Raw genomic sequence first — 19314 nt, 5'->3', positions numbered from 1 at the left:
GAACTATCCAACAACCGGCCCGCCACCAATCAGGATTGATGAATTATGCCTCCACGCGTCACCAACGAGATTTCGAGTAAAATCAATGCAATTGTTGATGAGATCCGTGATGAACTGATCGACATTCGCCGCGATTTGCACCGCCATCCGGAACTTGGATTTAACGAAGTCCGGACATCAGGGAAAATCCAAAAACACCTCGACAATCTCGGCGTAAGCTATCGCACCGGTTACGGTAAAACCGGTGTGGCAGCTCTCATCAATCCTGACTCGGCGGGCCGCCTTATCGGCATCCGTGGCGACATAGATGCCTTACCTATTGCCGAAGATTCCGGACTTGAATTCACCTCGGAAAATGAGGGCATCATGCACGCCTGCGGTCACGATGCTCATACTGCAATTGCCTTGGGTGTTGCGACTGTTCTTGCCAAACTTGGTTCTGATTTTTCCGGCCGCGCCATGGTTCTATTCCAGCCTGCAGAAGAAGGGCTTGGCGGGGCACGTGCGATGTTGGCCGATGGCGTTTTTAAAAAAGATCGTCCGGACGTTATGCTAGGCTATCATAATTGGCCTCTGCTGGATGGCGGAACGATTGGCTGGCACCCAGAAGTTTCATTCGCATCATCTGATCCGTTTGACATTACCGTCACGGGGTTATCAGGACATGGTGCCCATCCGCATTTGTCAATCGACCCTATTGTCGCTGCCGGCCAGTTCATTTCGCAAATCCAGTCGATTGTGTCACGCGAAGTCGCACCTTTGAATTCCGCCGTTATAACCATCGGTAAAATAGAAGGCGGTACTGCGCGAAACCAAATTCCTGATTGCGTCACCTTGCAAGGAGCGATCCGCACCCATTCCGAAGAAATCCGTACAGCAACCAAGGACGCCATTACCCGTATTGCGCAAGGGGTTGGCATCGCAACGAAAACCCGGATTGAGGTCGAGTTTCTTCAAGGTGTTGGTGTGGTAAAAAGCGACCCGGCTATTCTTGAAAACGTCATCAATTGCGCACGTGAAGTCATCGGCGAAGAAAATGTCATTTGTCTGCCACAAGGTTCGATGGGAAGCGAAGACTTTGCTGAATTCTCATCGCGCATCCCAAGCGCACATCTTCGTATTGGCTCCAAAGCCACCGACCGCAAGACGATGCTCCATCGCAGCAACTTCGACCTAGATGAGAGCTGTATTGCCACTGCAGTTCGCGTCATTTCGAACACGGTCATTCAACTTACGGAAAATAAATAGTCTCCCTATCCGGCCTTGTGCCTCCCACTTTTCGGGCCGGAGCACTAAAGGCGAATCTCAACCATTCGCCAACCTGATAGGCCGGGGTCTTTTTGATCTCGGTCTTTTTTCTGCTAGATCGTAAGAACAAATAAAAAGCCGCCCTATCTAGGGCGGCTTTCTATGCTCTATCAAAGGTTAAAATCAGAACTCAACCTGTGTCACATCACGAACCGCACCTTGGTCCGCACTGGTTGCCATGGCGGCATAGGCCCGAAGGGCGGTTGTGACTTTGCGTTTGCGTGGCTTTTCCGGACGCCATGCTTCTGGGCCTTTGGCCTCCATCGCCTTGCGACGGGCGGCAAGCACTGCATCATCGACCGCGATTTTGATCGTGCGGTTCGGAATGTCGATCTCGATGGTATCGCCCGGTTCAACCAGTGCAATATCCCCACCAGCCGCAGCTTCTGGTGATACGTGACCGATGGAAAGACCCGACGTCCCGCCTGAGAACCGGCCATCCGTGATCAATGCGCAGGCTTTGCCAAGCCCCATCGATTTCAGATAGCTGGTCGGATAGAGCATTTCCTGCATGCCCGGACCGCCTTTAGGACCTTCGTAGCGAATGACGACAACATCGCCTTCCTTGACTTCCCCACCAAGAACCTTGGCGACGGCTTCGTCCTGACTTTCGCAGACCACGGCCGGGCCGGTGAATTTCAGAATGCTTTTATCAACACCACCGGTCTTAACGACACATCCATTGACCGCCAAATTGCCAAACAAAACGGCGAGCCCGCCATCCTTGCTATAGGCATTTTCGATGTCACGAATGCAGCCTTCTTTTTCATCAAGATCAAGGTCATCCCAATAGCGTTCCTGACTAAACGCCGTTTGGGTCGGCACACCACCGGGCATGGCACGGAAGAATTTGTGCACGGCTTCGTTAGTTGTGCGTTTGATGTCCCATTTTTCAAGGGCATCGGCCATGGTTTTGGCATGCACGGTCGAGACATCGGTATGCAGCAAACCACCGCGCTCCAACTCACCAAGGATACGCATAATACCACCGGCACGATGGACGTCTTCCATGTGGAACATCGGATGGTTTGGTGCGACTTTGGAAAGATACGGGACCTTGCGCGACAGGCGGTCCATATCGGTCATGGTGAAGTCGACTTCGGCTTCCTTGGCGATGGCGAGCAAATGCAGAACCGTATTGGTCGAGCCGCCCATGGCAATATCAAGCGCCATGGCGTTTTCAAACGCCTCGAACGTTGCGATACCGCGCGGGGTCGCGCCGATGTCTTCTTCTTCGTAATAACGACGTGCCAGCTTGACCGAGGTACGGGCAGCTTCAAGGAAAAGCTCCTTACGCGCACCATGTGTCGCCAGGACCGAGCCATTGCCCGGAAGTGCCAGACCAAGGGCCTCAGCCAGACAGTTCATCGAGTTGGCCGTAAACATGCCAGAGCATGACCCACAGGTCGGACATGCCGAACGTTCGACTTCCTTGACCTGTTCATCAGAGATGTTCGGATCGGCAGCCTGAACCATGGCATCGACCAGATCAAGGTGATGTTCTTTGCCTTCGATGGTGATTTTGCCAGCTTCCATCGGACCACCGGACACAAACACGGCCGGGACATTGAGGCGCATTGCAGCCATCAGCATACCGGGGGTGATCTTGTCACAGTTGGAAATGCACACCATCGCATCGGCGCAATGGGCATTGACCATATATTCAACGGAATCGGCAATGATTTCACGCGAAGGCAAGCTATAAAGCATACCGTCATGGCCCATCGCGATACCATCATCGACCGCAATGGTGTTGAATTCTTTGGCGACACCACCTGCGGCCTCGATTTCGCGAGCAACCATCTGACCAAGGTCTTTGAGGTGGACGTGACCGGGCACAAACTGGGTGAAGCTGTTGACGACCGCAATGATAGGCTTGTCGAAGTCTTCATCTGTCATACCAGTGGCGCGCCACAGGCCGCGCGCACCGGCCATATTGCGACCATGGGTTGTTGTACGGGACCGATATTCCGGCATGGAAGGAACCTCTCTTACTTCGCGGGGTTTGTCTTCATATATACGTGCGTTCTAGCACAGTATTCGCGCATTTTGACAGTTTTTTGCCTGAAAATTTCGCGTTATTCCATCATATGGTACGAATGCTACGCGACGGCAAACTTACGCTTAGATCCGGCAAGCAAATATCAGCGCGTTTTGAGTTTTGCCGGGAATTTGTGATCCATATCACAGATCTTTGACCATCCTTTTGAAAACCTACCCCAAATACCCCAAAACACTATCCCCTTGGATAGGCGATCTTCGACCAAACAGCCCATATCTTAGTAGGTGATTATCGCCGCCAGGCGATTCTCCCACTCCCATTCTCGCCCCGGACCCGTAAAGGTTCGGGGTTTTTTTTCACTTAAATACCCGCCCCAAAATGTGCCTTGTGCAACTGTATGCTTTAAAGCGCAGCCAGAACCCTTTAATGTCTTCAAACAGTTATCTGAACAGCACATCCTAGGCGGAGATACGCACCCCCATGTCTGACCAACTCAAGACACTGTTGCGACGCGGGTTGAGTGCACATGAGGGCAATCGCCCGGAAGAAGCCGAAAAGATCTATCGCCAAATCCTTGATATCTCCCCGGCCAATGCCGAGGCCGAACATCTTCTGGCAACGCTTTTAACCAGTCAGGGCCGCAATGGCGAAGCCATCGATCTGTTTGAAAGCTGTCTTTCAAGTGTCGGGGCCAATCCGGCAGCGCGGTGTAATTATGCCATTGCGCTTGAAAGTTCGGGCCAGATTGAAAAGGCAATTGATCAGTTCAAACAAGCGATTAGTTACCACGGGGATTTTCCAACCGCGCTTTATCACCTTGCCCGACTTGAAATACCACGCGGCCATTTGGGGCAAGCGGTTGATCTTCTGGGTCGGCTTCTTGGACTGAAGCCGGATCATTTTGAAGGCCTGTTGCTGTTTGGCAATGCGCTTCATGCCTTGGGGCAGGAAAAAGCCGCCCTGATGTCACTTGATCATGCCGCCGAGGCCGCCGGCATTACCCCAGACATGATTTACCGGGTTGCAACGGCACATCTGCGTCTTGGCTATCCCGGGCCAGCACAGGGACTTTATCAACGTGCGTTGAGCATTAATGCCAAGTTTGTTCCGGGCCTGCGCGGACTTGGTCAATCCCTTGCCCATCAGGGACAATATACCAAAGCAATTGCGTTGCTTAAAACCGCGCGACAACTTACCAAAGACACCGATGACATTGATCTTGTTCTGGCCGATATCACGCTTAAATGCGGCGATGTGCTTGGCACCATTGAGATCCTTAAATCCGTTTTAAAAGCAAATCCGGACAATGCGATGGCCGATGCCCTGTTGTTGCGCAGCAAGGCGAAACTGGCATCTGGCGACGGGACTGAATTTGCCAAAAGAGCCAAGAACTGGGCAAAGCATCACATGCCGATCGCCGCAAAACCGGCATTTGCCAATACGCGGCAATCAGACAGGCGATTACGGATCGGCTGGATATCGCCGTTTTTCTGTGAACATCCATCCTTTAAACTTCTGGGATCGCTTGCCCGCAACCTGAACCGGCATGAAATTGAATTGTTCCTGTATTCCGCTACACCGCGCCCGGATGACGTCACAAGATCCTGGCAGGTTATGGCCGATGGCTGGCGCGAAGTTTTCGGGCAGGACCCGATGCAGATCGCTGATCGCATCCGCAAGGACAAGATCGATATCCTGATTGATCTTTGCGGCGCCCATCCGACCCAACCGATTGAAGTGTTCGCCCTGCACAGCGCCCCGGTTCAGGCCAGCCTTTCGCCCACCACGACCGGCATGACACAGATCGATTATCTGATCGGTCACAAGGAAGTTTTCAGCGGGAAACTTGCCAATAACAAAGGCCTTTCGGAACATCCGCAGAAACTTGAACTTGGTCCGTATCTGCCCGGTGAACTTGACGATACATTTCCGGTCAGTCCGCTTCCGGCCGCCTTTAACGATGATATCATTCGGTTTGGCTGCATTGATAAGCTGGCCAATATCAGTGATGAAACGCTTATGTGTTTTGCCCGCATCCTTAACAAGATCACGAACAGTCGCATTGTCATTCAAGATGATGTTCTTGAGGATTCCTATGCGGCGAAAACCTTCCTTGATCGCACCCGACAGGCCGGGATCAATCGTGACCGACTTGATCTTGCAGGAACCGTTGCGGCGGAAGACCGCCCAGCCCTTTTCGCCCAGATCGATATCGGGTTGGCACCGTTTCCCGCCATATGTCTTGAAAACCATTTTGAAATGCTGTGGGCGGGTGTGCCTTTTGTATCGCTTGCCAGTGATTTGCCCGGATCACGGCTGGGCTTGGCTGTTTTGGCTGACATTGGACTTGGTGCTTTATGTGCCCATACCGAAAAGGGCTATGTCGATAAATGCATCATGCTGAGCACGGATCTTAAAGCGCTGGTCAGTATTCGCGAAAACATGCGCGACCGCATCCGCAACGCAAAGGCATTCCATCCACCTGCCGTCGCACGCGAGTTTGAGGAATCCTGTCGCGAGATGTGGCAGAACTGGTGTCTTCGGAAATAGGCACAGAAACGTTTCTAGCGCTTGATAAACGTGCCAAGGATATGGTCGACGGCCGATGTCAAATCATCAGCAATGAAATCCGCCCCGGATGCCTCTGGCAATTGGGTTTCCTTGGCCCCGTGGCCGGTTCGAACCATGATGGCACGGGCTTGAACGCCATGTGCAGCACGGACGTCATTGATCCGGTCGCCAACCAAAACACTTTCGCTGAGCGAAATCGCAAATTCGGACGCGGCAGCAACAAGCATTCCTGATCCGGGCTTACGACAGTCGCTTTCGCGGCGATATTCGCCCTCGCCCTTCATATGGAAGGGCGAATAATAAATGCCCTGCACAGATGCCTTTTCCCGCGCCAGCATGGCGACCAAGGCCTGATGAATTTCAAGCAACTGATCTTCGTTTAGATAGCCGCGCGCGACACCGGACTGGTTGGTCACGATAATCACGGGAATGTCTACGTCATTCAGGCGCCGAATGGCGGATGCAGCCCCGTCGATCAGTTTTAGTTCTTCTACACGCGACAGATAGTGGACTTCTTCATTGATCACACCGTCGCGGTCCAGAAAAACCGCTGGTAGCAGATTGCGGCGGTCCCGAAAGCGTGGGGCCGGGTCAATCAAATGACGTCTGACAGTTTCTTTTGCGTGTCCGCTCATCACTGACCTTTGTTCAATTCAATTTGGGCAACAATGCCGATGCCTGCCCAAGATGACAAGATGATCTGACATACATATTGCCATTCCGCACTGCGGAAAACAAATTGGTATTACCATTATTCGCTTGCAGGAGAAGTGTCCGCCGTGACATTTTCGGGTCAAAAGCACCTGATTGAGGAATACGTAATCAATGTTTGCCGATATTTTTGCAATTCTGGCACCGGTTTTCGTCACAACGGGACTGGGTTATTTCTGGGCGCGTGCCGGCAAGCATTTCGATACCAATCTTGTCACCTCTATCGTCACGTATTTTGCAACGCCGTGCCTGACCTTTGCCGCCCTTGCCACGGTTAAGCTTGGCGGTGACACCTTGATATTGATGGGCACAGCGGCTATTGCAGCGAATATCATCTTTGCCCTGATCGGCTGGCCGATATTGAAGGTGTTTAACCTGTCGCCCCGCACGTATTTGCAATCGCTGACCTGGCCAAATGTCGGCAATGTCGGCCTGCCACTTTGCATGCTGGCCTATGGGCAGGAAGGGTTGGCTCTTTCGGTTGCGTTCTTTGCAGCATATGTTGTCATACAGCTGACCGTCGGTGTTGCCTTTGTCTCTGGCAGTTTTTCGCTTAAATCTCTGGCGAAAATGCCGATCATTCCAGCAACCCTGATCGCCATCGCCTTTTTGGCAACCGATACGGGGGTTCCGGCGTGGCTTTACAACACCACCAACCTGATTGGTCAGTTGACCATTCCTTTGATGCTGTTCACCCTTGGTGTGTCTTTGGCGAAACTCCGCCCCGTAAGCCTTGCGCGCAGTACGGCGTTAAGCGTTCTGCGTCTTGCCATGGGCTTTGGCGTTGGTCTTGGCTTGTCTGAAGTTCTTGGACTGACCGGGGTTGAACGCGGTGTGGTGATCTTGCAGTGTTCGATGCCGGTTGCAGTGTTCTGCTATTTGTTCGCACAGCTTTACAATCGCGAACCCGAAGAAGTGGCAGGTGTCGTGATCAGTTCAAGCTTCCTTGCCGCCATCGCCCTGCCTGCTCTTCTTTGGTATGTGCTTTAGGCATCAGACTTATTTCAAGATCAGACGATATGCCCCGCCATCCGGGGCATTATCGAGTCCCTTTGACAGGTAAAAGCCGATTGCGCATTCAAAGCTCCCCTTTTTAAGGTCGGGGTCACTGCTTTCGGTTGCGCGTTCATGCACATGGGCCCGACAGGCAGTGATATCTGAAAATTCTGCTTCGGAAATTTCAAGATCATTGGGTTTGGCCGTATCGGGCGTATAGACCGCGGTGACCTTTTCCCAAGGAGCCGCATCATCTGTCCAAATCAGATCGGCAATATAGCGTTCCGGGTTGCCATAACTGACCGCTGCCAGAACCGCAATCCCGGTCGCAAGAATGGCACGGCGCCACATTCGTTTGTTCATTTTATTCCTTTAGATCCCTTTTCCGCCAAACCCTGAAAAATCAAAATTGCGAAAAGACGTTTCAAATTCAAGATGATATTCTTCAAGTGGCGGCGGTGACTGGGCTGTGTTGCCCAGCATGACATGAACCTGCCCGCGATGGTGGGTTTGATAGACAAAAAGATGCGACAGGATGTCTGCAACGGCCTCATAGCCAACCGTGCCATCCGCCCGTTTGAGTTCAACTTCGCGAACCGCATCCTTGTCATTAAGCTGATCACAAAATGCCATCAATTTAAAATCGGCATCGCGCTGGGCTGCTGCCAGCTTGACGATGTCGATATAGGGCATTTCATTGGCAAAGCAGTCTTGTCCTCGCCTGCCATTGACCAACGCATCAAGATAATACCAATCAACGGTCAATGCGTGGTTCAAGGATTCAAGGAGTGTCGGAGAAAACGCTGCCCGTTTGGTGCTGAGCTCGTGTTTGGTCAGTTTCTGACAAACATCAAACAGACGGTGATTTGACCAGGCATTGTTACGGGCCTGATGGAAGAACGAAGTTCCCGGCATGCCGCAATTATCCCAACGTTTAGCGCCCTGTCACATTCCGTCGAAGATTTTCAACCGGTTACAGGATGCGCATGATTTAGCGGACCGTTTCCTTTGCCGTAATTTGGTGCGGTTCGGATGGCTTCGCGAACATATGCCCGCGCCCGTGCAACAGAATCACTTAACTCCATGCCCTGTGCCAGCCCGGTTGCAATCGAGCTTGCAAGCGAGCAGCCCGTACCATGATTATTTTCAGACGGAATGCGCGAACCTTCAAAGCCCTCAACATCACCATCCCGGCGCCACAAGATATCGACGATTTTGTCCCCCTCGGCGTGACCACCTTTTATCAGGACAGCTTTTGCACCGAGCTCGCCAATTTTGTGCGCTGCAGCAATCATATCACCTTCGTCGGTGATTTTCATACCTGATAGTACTTCGGCCTCGGGAATATTTGGTGTCAGTACCGTTGCAAGCGGGATCATATTATCGATCAGGGCCTGAACTGCATCTTCCTGCAGCAACCGTGAACCGCTTTGTGACACCATCACAGGATCGGCAACAATTGGAATCCCGGCTGCTTTTGCCTTGATGAATTCCGCCACCGCGTTAATCACCGGTACGCTGTGCAGCATACCGGTTTTAATCGCGTCTGCGCCGATATCATCAATTGTCACCGTCGCCTGATGGACGATCATTTCCGGGGAAATGCCCAAAACGTCAAAGACTCCGGTGGTATTTTGCACCGTCAAGGCCGTGATCGCAGTTGCAGCATATCCGCCAAGGGCCGTAACCGATTTAATATCGGCCTGAATACCCGCCCCGCCCGAACAATCGGACCCGGCAATAATCAAGACACGCCCCTTCATGATCGACTTCCTTCACACTCGTACAATTTCGTTATTTTCCGGCGACCAGTTCACTGATCAGCCGATCAGCCCGCAACAGCAATGATTTCAGCGACGATGCTATCGACAATCTGTTCAACCTTGATCGCATCATCGCCTTCAGCCATGACACGGATCAATGGTTCGGTTCCCGATTTACGGATCAAAACACGGCCATCACCATTAAAGGCCTTCTCAGCACTTGAAATGGCATCAATCACGCTGTTTTGCGACAAGGGATCAGAGCCCGCCGCATAACGGACATTCTTCAAAATCTGTGGCAGCGGTTCAAACACGCGGCTCATTTCTGAAACCCGGCCTTCGCGGCTGGACAGAACGGCAAGAACCTGCAAAGCGGCCAAAAGACCATCACCGGTTGATGCGAAGTCAGACAAAACGATATGGCCTGATTGTTCACCGCCGACATTGCAATCAAGGGCACGCATCTGTTCAACAACATAGCGATCACCAACCTTGGTCCGGATCAAGCGGATATCGTTTTTCTCAAGATAACGTTCAAGCCCAAGGTTCGACATCACGGTCGCAACCAGTGCATTGCCGCGCAATTGGCCTGTGCGTTTCCAATGGGTGGTAACAAGACCCATCAATTGATCGCCATCGATCAGCTGGCCTTTTTCATCACACATCTGAACGCGGTCGGCATCCCCGTCCAAGGCAATCCCAACATCGGCCTTTTCGGCCAGCACACGATCACACATGGTTTTGGTATAGGTTGATCCGCACTGATCATTGATGTTCATGCCGTTCGGGCTGGTGCCGATTGCAATCACATCCGCGCCCAGTTCACGCAGAACTTTGGGGGCGACCGAATAGCCAGCCCCATGGGCGCAATCCAGCACAATGCGCAAGCCTTCAAGGGTTACAGACCCCGGAAGCGATGATTTCACAGCTTCGATATAGCGACCCGGCGCGTCATCGATACGCTGCGCACGGCCAAGGGCATTGGCCGGAACCAGTTTGTGGGAAAGATCGCTTTCCATCAGGGTTTCAATTTCAAGTTCGACCTCGTCAGACAGTTTAAAACCGTCCGGGCCAAAAAGCTTGATCCCGTTATCCTGAAACGGATTATGTGAGGCCGAGATCATGACACCGATATCAGCGCGCATTGATTTGGTCAGCATGGCAACGGCCGGGGTTGGCATCGGACCAACCAGCATCACATCCATCCCCATAGAGGTAAAACCAGCCACCAGTGCCGGTTCAAGCATGTAACCGGAAAGTCGGGTGTCTTTGCCAATGACGACCTTGTGACGGTGATTGCCGCGGGTGAAATAATGTCCTGCGGCCATACCGACCTTAAGTGCGACTTCGGCGGTCATCGGCGCTGTATTGGCCGTTCCGCGAATGCCATCGGTCCCAAAATATTTGCGGCTCATGCTTTTTATCTCTGTTGTGCTTCACAGACATGTTTGCCTGCTTCATGAATTCTGATTGCCGGTTATATCAAAGTGACGTCGCAATGCTACCGGCAAGTAAGACATTTTAACGGCAAGTTGGCGAGTAATCCGTTAACACGGTCACATGCCTGCCTGTAAGGATATGCCCCTATAAAAGCAATGACCTGTTGGCGAAAAGACGCTATCAGAAACAATCATGAATTAAAGCTTTGAAACCGGGGGAACTTTGCGCGACAGCCGCCCAAATATGGCACTGATTACGGTGCTGGCAGTGATCGCCACCGGTCTGCTTGCCATGTTCCCGTCCAATGCCAGTGCCCATCTTGATGGTCCGCATTTCATTGTCGGCAGCAATGGTCCGAAAACCGACATCGACCTAAGCCGGTTTCTCTCGCGCTTGATAACAGATCGTCGGATAACGATGCCGGTGGATCTGGTCAACGTCCCTGAAAGTGAATTCATTACGGCATTTAACACCCCGACTGCTGGATTTACAAAACATCCGGTTTGGTATCGCGCGCCTTTTACTGTTGAAAGCACCATCAGTGACGTTGGTCAATCCGCGTTTATTGAAATGAAGGCCGCCTACCTGAACGATATACGTCTAACCATTCTGTCATCGGATACTGGCAAGACGGTCTGGACAGATCAAGTTGGCGACAGGATTTCAAGCCCTCCAGACCGTCCGGCAAGCCTTAAGCACATCGCAAAATGGCCCAACCTTGCGCCTGGTCATTACTGGCTGACGATCCGGGTTCAGACAAACAGCGCACATCTGTTTGAAGCCCATCTTCGAACAGAAGCAACCATCCTTGCAAATACCGGTAGCGACAGTTATCGCAATGGCACTTATCTGGGTGTTCTGATTGTGATTTTCGGGCTGTACCTGACATTCGGCCTACTATCGCGAGACCGCATTATTATCTGGTATGCGGTCTATATTTTTGGACTGTTCCTTCTTAGTTTTGGCACCAGCGGATATGCACATCTTTTGTTCAAAGGGATGTGGCCCCTTGCCAGTGATTTGATAACAGGATCCGGGACAGCTTTATCCATCGGGTCAGTGGTGGCCTTATGGTCCTTTATCATCCGTCTGGACCGTCTGAATCCGGTCCTGTTTCGCATTATGATGAGCTATGCCTTCCTTGCTATTGCTGGTCTGGTCACGTCGATCTCGGATTACTACATCATCTATGCGCAACTGTTCTTCATTCCCGAAATTTTTCTGCTGGCCACACTTCTTGTCTATATGATTTTAACCGGCCATCGGGTTTATGGTACTACTATCTATTGGTTCTATATGATTGCACTGGGCATACCGACACTGGCCGGGATCGTTCATTTAGCCACCTTGCTGGGCGGTTTACCGATCAATAGTTTTACCACCAATGTCTTTCAAACCAGTTCAACCATACATCTGATCATGCTCGCTCTTGCAATGGGCTTGCGCATCAATAAACTTGCCAACAAGCGGGTCGATGCATTTCATACCAGCGCACGCGCCGATCAACTGGCAGGTGAACAACGTACATTCATCACCATGTTGTCGCACGAGTTCCGAACCCCGCTTGCCATCATTCAGCGGTCAGCCGAAATTCTAAGCCTTCATCTGCGTGACGAAAAAGAAGCGATCCACAGCCGTCTTTCAACGATCCGATCCAATGCCGGGCAGCTTTCCGCCCTTGTCGATGCGTTTCTGACCAAAGAAACACTTGATAGCGCAACCTTCACCACATCACGCGAGCTGATCGCCATTGACCAGTTTTTAAGCGAACTGATCGGAAGACGCCGTCGCGAAGTGCAGGAACATAATGTCACATTGATCAATTCGGAATTTGCGATTGTCGATATCGACCGCATCCTTCTGGAACGCGCAGTAGTCAACCTGATCGAAAATGCCCGAAAATATGCGCCTGGTGCCGCCGTGTGGGTTGCATGCAACCGGTCTGCGAACGGATATGTCTATATCCGTGTGGTCGACGAAGGACCGGGCATTCCGCCTAATGATTTGAACAAAGTCTTAAATGCCTTCTTCCGCGGTCGACATGCGGCAACTACCCAAGGCGTTGGATTGGGACTGCACATTACCAATCGTATCATCGAGGCCCATGACGGGACGATGTCGATCAGTGTCGGCGAAAAGGGCGGCACAACGATTTTGCTGAAACTTCCTTACAACTATGATGCCACGGCTTCCAGAACCAACGAAACGCTGTTTGGTGTTATAGACACTGCCTCCGCTTCATCGAGGGGCAAGGGACATTGATCATGGTAAATCATGTCTTTTCCCAACCGATGAAACTTGTCTGTCTTGCCATGATGGTGCTGATGGCATTGGCAATATCGACCACAAGTGGTTCAGCACAGCCGACAAGCCCCCCGGCACTGGAAAAACCACAATTTCAGTTGCCGGGTGCGCTTGACAGCCCGGTTACCCTGACCGGGCTTTTGACATGGCATGTCGATAAAACCCGCAAGCAAATACTAAGCGATGTCATAGCTCTGCCCGATGACGCATTTGCCAAAGACATGGCAATTCCGTCCTTTGGCTATACACGTGATGTTATCTGGTATCGGCTCGACTTTTCCGTGCAGGAAAAAGTCACTGAACGCCCCTATCTTGAGCTGCAACCGAGTTATTTGAACTTCATTGATGTCGTCCTGATCGGTAAAGGCCAAAACGAACCGTTCTGGCGATCAAACATGGGCGACAACACCCCGGCAAGCCTACGCCCATATGGTGGCCCGGCACATGTCACAGCGTTGCCATTTCTTGACGCCGGAGACTACCGGATGTTTATCCGGGTACAGAGCAACAGTACCAATTTCATGCGCATAAAACTTTGGCCACAGACAGATTTGATCACGGCCCTGACCGTCCGCAGCTTGGCAGTAAATGTGTTTTTTGGACTGGTGGTTACCCTTGGCCTTGCCTATCTGATACTGGGCATTGTCGCGCGAGATTTAGCTGTGATGCTTTACGGCATCTGGGTATTTACGATTGGCACAGTTGTCGCGATTGTTGCCGGGATCGTGCTGAGTGAAATCAGGCCCGAGATAACCTGGCTGAATGATTTCCTACTGGGCGAGATCAATATTATATCGCACGCGGTCACGGCGTTTCTATGGTTTTACATCGTCGACATAAAAAAACACCATCCCTTCATTTACAAAGTATGCTGTGCTTATGCGCTGTTTATATTGATGTTTCTCGTCGGTGGCGCGGGGGATCTTTACACGGTATTTGGCAGCTACATCGTCCCAAGCCACTCGCTGTTCATGATCATCATGAGCCTGTATCTGGTCAGGCGACTGTTTGATGATGCCCGTAACTGGCTCACATGGGCCTATTTGTTCATTCTCGCCCTTCCGACGGGTCCTGCTGTTATGCTTCAGCTTGCTCATTCTGGTTTGATCGAGGCAACGCCACTGCGGCTCGAACTGCATCAGTTCTCGGCATTGTTCCACATGATCGCCATGGGGATTGTGATGGCTGTCCGACTGGCTCATATGGATCGGGAAAGCAATAGCATATCGCGGAAAGCAGAAGAAACCACCACACTGGTCGAAGAGCAGCGCAACCTGATTTCAATGCTGTCGCATGAATTCCGAACCCCGCTTGCCGTTATTCAGCGCTCATCTGAAATGCTGATGCTCAGGCTTCAGGGTCGTACAGGGGATGTTTCGAACCGTCTGGAACGCATCCAGTTACAGGCCAGAAAGCTTGCCCGGCTTGTTGATATTTTCCTAAGCAAGGATGGTATTGATCGCCATGAATTCTCCCTTGCTCGTGAATTAACACCGCTTAGCCGTTTCATGCAGGAATTCGTCGCCAACACCACACGCGAAGATGCCAAGATTCTCGTCAATGAAGATAACACCCAAGACCTTGAGGTGTTTATTGACGAGACGCTTATCGGTCTAGCGATCACCAATCTGATTGAAACGTCCCGGCGGTTTGCCCACGGGCGCCCCATTCAGATAGAACTTCATCGCCATAGCAATCTGCTGGTTGAAATTGCCATCCCGTGTAAGGGAGAAGGTCTTGATGATGATGAAATAAGATTGATCGGCGATGCATTATTCCGACGTGAAATGGAAGCCAAGTCACTTCGGAATGCGCTGGGACTTCATATTTCACAACGGATTGTTGACGCTCACGGAGGATCGATCAAACTGCGTGACCGGGGCGATAATGGTATCGAGCTTTGCCTGCTCTTGTCCTGTGAGGAAATCGGAGTTGCGAAGGCCTAAGGCCTGCTTACACGTTTCCCGGCCCCATCACTTAACGAAATATTTGATCACGGCATTGATTTTTGGCAGGGATGTCAGGAAACTTCAGCCGAACCTGAAACGACTGCCGGTGAGGTGAATGCATATCCCCGACCATAAGCGGTACGTACGGGCAATTCTCCGCCAACTTCCTTTATGACCTTCTGGCGCACACGCCGGATGGCCGTATCAAGATTTCGGCAGTTTTCAGCCGTATCGGCCTTGCCCAACGCCACGACAATTTCGGGTCGGGTCAGCCAGGCACCATTCGCCTCGATCAAAAGTTTGATGATGGTGCGTTCGGTCGCGGTAAGCGACGCTTCATCGCCATCCGGATTGCACAAGGTCCAATTGAGCATATCAAGAACCCAACTGTCTTCAGGGATTTCCTGTTCCTGCGGCTCAACCACTTCGTTACGGTTCGAGCGCCGCAAAAGCGGCTGCAAGGCGGCTTCGATAACCGAAAGCGGGCTATCTTTGGTCAGGTATACATCCGCACCGGATTTATACCCGGTAAGATGATGATCCATTCCCGACAGCGATGTCAGCATCATGATCCCACAATCAATGTTCTTGCGAACATATTGTGCCAACTCATAACCATCTGCATCAGGCAGCATAATATCTAGGATGACGGCAGCGGGTTGTTGTGTCTTTAGCGCACGATAAAACGCGGCACCGGTTTCACAACCGACAACCTCGAACCCGCACATTTCAAGATACTCACACAGATCCTTGTTCAGATCGGTGTTGTCTTCAACGACAAAAACACAATGTGCCATAACATCCTGGCCCGTTGCCACGCCGCCAAAATCCGGCTGCGTCAGGCCGCCAATTCCGTTCATACAAAGACCTTCGCGTTTGCTCTGTTACCCAACCAAAGAGTGTGACTTTTGCGCCACTTGTATTCTTTCAATACTTTGTATGTGCCGATGTTCACAAGACTGCAAGCCTCAACCGCACAAGGTCAGAAAATGCCAGAATCCTGCCAAAAAAAAACAGAACGGAGAAACGCGTTGAAATTGCAAGTTTCAACGCGTTTCTCCGTTCTGTTTCTAAGCAATGCAGCAAAAATGACAAGCTATACAGATCGTCTAGACTAACACTATCGTACTATACGATGGATGTAGAACTCACGATTGAAATTGCTTGAACGGTTTCCTGAACATCATGAACCCGGATCATTTGCGTCCCATGACGCCATCCATTGACAGCGGATGCGATCGATCCCCCCAGTCTTTGCTTGGGCTCGGCCTTTGGATCGATTTTGCCGATAAATGATTTGCGCGATGTTCCGAGCAAGATCGGGCAACCCAATCCGTGGAAGATGGCCAAGCGCGACAGCAGTTCCAGATTATGCGACAGCGATTTACCAAACCCGATGCCCGGATCGATGCAAATCCGGTCACGCGCAATCCCCGCACGTTCACAGCTTTCAATCCGGTCGAGCAAATAGTCATAAACATCAAGCACCGCGCAATCATATTGCGGGTCAGCCTGCATGGTGCCCGGTTCACCCTGCATATGCATCAGCATCACAGGCTTGCCTGACGCGGCGGCCACTTCCATGGACCGTTCATCGCCTTCAAGCCCCGTAACGTCATTAATGATGCTCGCACCGGCCTCAATCGCGGCTTCCATGACACCAGCGTGACGCGTATCGATCGAGATGACATGACCGTCGGTGGCAAGTTCACGAATAACCGAAACCACGCGGGCAATTTCATCGGCCTCGGAAACATCTTCGGCCCCCGGACGGGTGGATTCGCCGCCAACATCAAGGATGGAGGCACCCTGTTCGATCAATTCACGACCACGTGCAACCGCCTGATCAGTGGTGTTGTAATCCCCACCGTCAGAAAAGCTGTCCGGGGTGACATTAACAACCCCCATGACATGGCAAGAAGCCATATCCAGCCCGGCAAAATCCGGGCGTTTGGTCATTAGGCGATCAAGCACATTGTTGATTTCATCAACGCGCCCGCTGTTTTGAACCCAACCTTCTAAGGCCAGCAACGGCAAGATCATGCTTTCAGCACCGCCTTCTTCGCGGCGTCGAATGATTTCAAGTGCAGAAAACCCGCGCCGTGATCCGGCAAGCGGCAATGTATTAGGATCATCGGCATGATCGATGAACCCGGTAGGTGCGTAATATAGCGGTCCGTCAAAATCAGCAAAGCCCCGCACATCGGCGGGGCTTCGCAGGACCGATCTTTTGATCTCGTCCATCAGTCTCTTTCAGTTAGCTTCCCGGCTGCGGTTCCGGGGAAAGATCCCCGCCACCTTCATCCGGGTTTTCCTTACGTGCACCGCCGGAGCTTGGGACCGTCGAACGACGTCCCCCCGCATCCTTGCCGCTGCCGCTTGAATGACCCGGACGGTCAATTGACTCGCCACGCAACAGCGCGTCGATTTCCTTGCCCGACAGGGTTTCGTATTCCAGAAGACCTTTGGCCAGAATATGCAGGTCATCAAGATATTCGGTCAGAACCCGCTTGGCGAATTCATAGGCCTCGTCAGAGTAACGACGGACTTCCTCATCAATCATCTGAGCGGTTTTTTCCGAAACATTCTTATGCTGGGCAACGCTATGCCCCAGGAAAACTTCTTCCTGGTTATCGACATATTTCACGTTCCCAAGAATATCCGAGAAGCCCCACTCCGTCACCATCTTGCGCGCATATTGCGTCACCATGTTGATGTCGGAAGATGCCCCTGTCGTGACCTTGTCCTTGCCAAAGATAAGCTCTTCGGCAACGCGGCCGCCCATGGCAACAGCCAGATCAGAAATCAGCTGTTCATAGGATTTGGAAACCTGATCACGTTCCGGAAGACGCATCACCATCCCCAACGCACGACCGCGCGGAATGATGGTTGCCTTATGGATCGGATCAGATGCCGGGGTATGAAGGGCAACCAATGCGTGGCCACCTTCGTGATATGCCGTCAGCTTTTTCTCGTCATCGGTCATGATCATGGAGCGACGTTCTGCCCCCATCATGACTTTGTCCTTGGCATTTTCAAAATCAGCCATGGTGACAACGCGTTTGCCAAGACGGGCAGCAAGAAGGGCTGCTTCGTTGACAAGGTTGGCAAGATCAGCACCCGAGAAACCCGGCGTACCCCGTGCAACCGTACGCAGATCAACATCCGGCCCCAATGGAACCTTGCGGGCATGAACACCAAGAATGTGTTCGCGGCCTTCAAGATCAGGGTTCGGAACCACAACCTGACGGTCAAAACGACCCGGACGCAGCAATGCTGGATCCAGGACGTCCGGACGGTTGGTTGCCGCAACAAGGATTACGCCTTCGTTGGCTTCAAAACCATCCATCTCAACCAAAAGCTGGTTAAGCGTTTGTTCGCGTTCATCGTTACCTCCGCCAAGACCAGCACCACGATGGCGGCCAACTGCATCGATCTCATCGATAAAGATGATGCAGGGGGCGTTCTTTTTGCCTTGTTCGAACATGTCACGTACACGCGATGCACCGACACCAACGAACATTTCAACAAAGTCAGAACCCGAAATCGTAAAGAACGGTACGTTTGCTTCACCCGCAATTGCACGGGCCAAAAGCGTTTTACCAGTACCCGGAGGACCAACAAGCAGCATGCCTTTGGGGATTTTACCGCCAAGTCGCTGGAACTTCTGCGGGTCGCGCAGGAAGTCGACGACTTCTTCAAGTTCAGCTTTGGCTTCTTCAATGCCGGCAACGTCTTCAAACGTCACGCGACCGGATTTTTCTGTCAGCATTTTGGCTTTGGATTTGCCAAAGCCCATGGCTTTGCCACCACCGCCCTGCATCTGACGCATGAAGAAAATCCACACCCCGATGATCAGCAGCATCGGCAACCAGCTGATCAGCGCACTCATCAGCGGCGACAGGCTTTCTTCCGGTTTTGCGATGATCCGAACACCCTTGTCGTTCAGTTTTTCAACAAGGTTCGGATAAGCGGGGGTGTATACATTAACCGTGCGATTGTCGCGCGTTTTTGCAATTAGCGTGTCACCTTGAATAGTGACTTCTGAAATCTGGCCGCTATCGACTTCTGCTAGGAAGTCCGAAAACGCCAGCGACGACTGGCCGGACTGTCCGGAGGGCGACTGAAACAGGTTAAACAAGGCCACCAAAAGGATGGCAATGATAACCCACAGTGCAAGATTTTTTCCCATATTCATTCCAAGCTACTGGTCGCAATATATGTGTGCCGTGACGCAAAACTTCCCGCGCAAGGCTTGACCATCAGATAG

General features: G+C 51.9%; 14 protein-coding genes. 5 read left to right on the top strand and 9 right to left on the bottom strand.

Annotation, left to right across the window (positions count from 1 at the left end):
* Positions 1-45 precede the first annotated feature (45 nt).
* Entirely contained in the window at positions 46-1248 is a 1203-nt protein-coding gene (locus ACQ0MK_RS04635) for a M20 metallopeptidase family protein (RefSeq protein WP_430475025.1), read from the top strand.
* Between the two features lie 183 nt (positions 1249-1431).
* Here the strand turns inward: ACQ0MK_RS04635 and ilvD are convergent, their stop codons facing one another.
* Positions 1432-3285 carry a dihydroxy-acid dehydratase gene (gene ilvD, locus ACQ0MK_RS04630; protein ID WP_430475024.1) on the bottom strand — a complete coding sequence of 618 codons (1854 nt, stop codon included), beginning with the start codon at positions 3283-3285 and terminating at the stop codon, positions 1432-1434.
* Between the two features lie 505 nt (positions 3286-3790).
* Here ilvD and ACQ0MK_RS04625 point away from each other — a divergent pair.
* On the top strand, positions 3791-5860 hold the full coding sequence (locus ACQ0MK_RS04625; RefSeq protein ID WP_430475023.1) for a tetratricopeptide repeat protein: 2070 nt from the start codon (positions 3791-3793) through the stop codon (positions 5858-5860).
* A 14-nt stretch (positions 5861-5874) separates the two neighbouring features.
* On the opposite strand, the gene ACQ0MK_RS04620 is transcribed toward ACQ0MK_RS04625, so the two are convergent.
* Entirely contained in the window at positions 5875-6516 is a 642-nt protein-coding gene (locus ACQ0MK_RS04620) for a D-glycero-alpha-D-manno-heptose-1,7-bisphosphate 7-phosphatase (protein ID WP_430475022.1), read from the bottom strand.
* Between the two features lie 190 nt (positions 6517-6706).
* On the opposite strand from ACQ0MK_RS04620, the gene ACQ0MK_RS04615 reads away from it, so the two are divergent.
* Positions 6707-7582, top strand: coding sequence for an AEC family transporter (locus tag ACQ0MK_RS04615; protein ID WP_430475021.1), 876 nt, complete (start codon positions 6707-6709; stop codon positions 7580-7582).
* A 9-nt stretch (positions 7583-7591) separates the two neighbouring features.
* On the opposite strand, the gene ACQ0MK_RS04610 is transcribed toward ACQ0MK_RS04615, so the two are convergent.
* The 4 genes from ACQ0MK_RS04610 to glmM all read right to left on the bottom strand — a co-directional run bounded on the left by ACQ0MK_RS04610 (position 7592) and on the right by glmM (position 10766).
* A complete protein-coding gene (locus ACQ0MK_RS04610; protein WP_430475020.1) occupies positions 7592-7951 on the bottom strand; it encodes a hypothetical protein in 360 nt (119 codons plus the stop codon).
* 9 nt (positions 7952-7960) lie between these two features.
* A complete protein-coding gene (locus tag ACQ0MK_RS04605) occupies positions 7961-8503 on the bottom strand; it encodes a DinB family protein (RefSeq protein WP_430475019.1) in 543 nt (180 codons plus the stop codon).
* Positions 8504-8553: 50 nt separating this feature from the next.
* Positions 8554-9351 carry a bifunctional hydroxymethylpyrimidine kinase/phosphomethylpyrimidine kinase gene (gene thiD, locus ACQ0MK_RS04600; protein WP_430475018.1) on the bottom strand — a complete coding sequence of 266 codons (798 nt, stop codon included), beginning with the start codon at positions 9349-9351 and terminating at the stop codon, positions 8554-8556.
* Between the two features lie 65 nt (positions 9352-9416).
* Positions 9417-10766, bottom strand: a complete 1350-nt coding sequence (gene glmM / locus ACQ0MK_RS04595) for a phosphoglucosamine mutase (protein WP_430475017.1) — start codon at positions 10764-10766, stop codon at positions 9417-9419.
* Positions 10767-11034: 268 nt separating this feature from the next.
* On the opposite strand from glmM, the gene ACQ0MK_RS04590 reads away from it, so the two are divergent.
* Together ACQ0MK_RS04590 and ACQ0MK_RS04585 are read left to right on the top strand one after the other, a co-directional pair.
* A complete protein-coding gene (locus ACQ0MK_RS04590) occupies positions 11035-13053 on the top strand; it encodes an ATP-binding protein (RefSeq protein ID WP_430475016.1) in 2019 nt (672 codons plus the stop codon).
* Positions 13054-13055: 2 nt separating this feature from the next.
* Positions 13056-15041 carry a sensor histidine kinase gene (locus ACQ0MK_RS04585; protein WP_430475015.1) on the top strand — a complete coding sequence of 662 codons (1986 nt, stop codon included), beginning with the start codon at positions 13056-13058 and terminating at the stop codon, positions 15039-15041.
* 74 nt (positions 15042-15115) lie between these two features.
* Here the strand turns inward: ACQ0MK_RS04585 and ACQ0MK_RS04580 are convergent, their stop codons facing one another.
* From ACQ0MK_RS04580 to ftsH, 3 genes are all read right to left on the bottom strand, one after another.
* The gene (locus tag ACQ0MK_RS04580; protein WP_430475014.1) at positions 15116-15904 is read right to left on the bottom strand and encodes a response regulator transcription factor; all 789 of its coding nucleotides are present in this window, start codon (positions 15902-15904) and stop codon (positions 15116-15118) included.
* Positions 15905-16172: 268 nt separating this feature from the next.
* The gene (folP, locus tag ACQ0MK_RS04575; RefSeq protein ID WP_430475013.1) at positions 16173-17288 is read right to left on the bottom strand and encodes a dihydropteroate synthase; all 1116 of its coding nucleotides are present in this window, start codon (positions 17286-17288) and stop codon (positions 16173-16175) included.
* 13 nt (positions 17289-17301) lie between these two features.
* Positions 17302-19242 (bottom strand): ATP-dependent zinc metalloprotease FtsH, encoded by a 1941-nt coding sequence (gene ftsH, locus ACQ0MK_RS04570; protein ID WP_430475012.1) that lies wholly within the window; start codon positions 19240-19242, stop codon positions 17302-17304.
* Positions 19243-19314 lie beyond the last annotated feature (72 nt).

The organism is Thalassospira lucentensis (assembly GCF_050516545.1).
GTDB lineage: Bacteria > Pseudomonadota > Alphaproteobacteria > Rhodospirillales > Thalassospiraceae > Thalassospira > Thalassospira lucentensis_C.
Note: the sequence above shows the minus strand (reverse complement) of the source record. Positions and strands in the feature narration are given on the sequence as shown.

What these genes read in the sequence shown, in the direction of transcription:
- ACQ0MK_RS04635 (WP_430475025.1), top strand. Translation starts at nt 46, where the DNA reads ATGCCTCCACGCGTCACCAACGAGATTTCGAGTAAAATCAATGCAATT.
- ilvD (WP_430475024.1), bottom strand. Translation starts at nt 3,285, where the DNA reads ATGCCGGAATATCGGTCCCGTACAACAACCCATGGTCGCAATATGGCC.
- ACQ0MK_RS04625 (WP_430475023.1), top strand. Translation starts at nt 3,791, where the DNA reads ATGTCTGACCAACTCAAGACACTGTTGCGACGCGGGTTGAGTGCACAT.
- ACQ0MK_RS04620 (WP_430475022.1), bottom strand. Translation starts at nt 6,516, where the DNA reads ATGAGCGGACACGCAAAAGAAACTGTCAGACGTCATTTGATTGACCCG.
- ACQ0MK_RS04615 (WP_430475021.1), top strand. Translation starts at nt 6,707, where the DNA reads ATGTTTGCCGATATTTTTGCAATTCTGGCACCGGTTTTCGTCACAACG.
- ACQ0MK_RS04610 (WP_430475020.1), bottom strand. Translation starts at nt 7,951, where the DNA reads ATGAACAAACGAATGTGGCGCCGTGCCATTCTTGCGACCGGGATTGCG.
- ACQ0MK_RS04605 (WP_430475019.1), bottom strand. Translation starts at nt 8,503, where the DNA reads ATGCCGGGAACTTCGTTCTTCCATCAGGCCCGTAACAATGCCTGGTCA.
- thiD (WP_430475018.1), bottom strand. Translation starts at nt 9,351, where the DNA reads ATGAAGGGGCGTGTCTTGATTATTGCCGGGTCCGATTGTTCGGGCGGG.
- glmM (WP_430475017.1), bottom strand. Translation starts at nt 10,766, where the DNA reads ATGAGCCGCAAATATTTTGGGACCGATGGCATTCGCGGAACGGCCAAT.
- ACQ0MK_RS04590 (WP_430475016.1), top strand. Translation starts at nt 11,035, where the DNA reads ATGGCACTGATTACGGTGCTGGCAGTGATCGCCACCGGTCTGCTTGCC.
- ACQ0MK_RS04585 (WP_430475015.1), top strand. Translation starts at nt 13,056, where the DNA reads ATGGTAAATCATGTCTTTTCCCAACCGATGAAACTTGTCTGTCTTGCC.
- ACQ0MK_RS04580 (WP_430475014.1), bottom strand. Translation starts at nt 15,904, where the DNA reads ATGAACGGAATTGGCGGCCTGACGCAGCCGGATTTTGGCGGCGTGGCA.
- folP (WP_430475013.1), bottom strand. Translation starts at nt 17,288, where the DNA reads ATGGACGAGATCAAAAGATCGGTCCTGCGAAGCCCCGCCGATGTGCGG.
- ftsH (WP_430475012.1), bottom strand. Translation starts at nt 19,242, where the DNA reads ATGAATATGGGAAAAAATCTTGCACTGTGGGTTATCATTGCCATCCTT.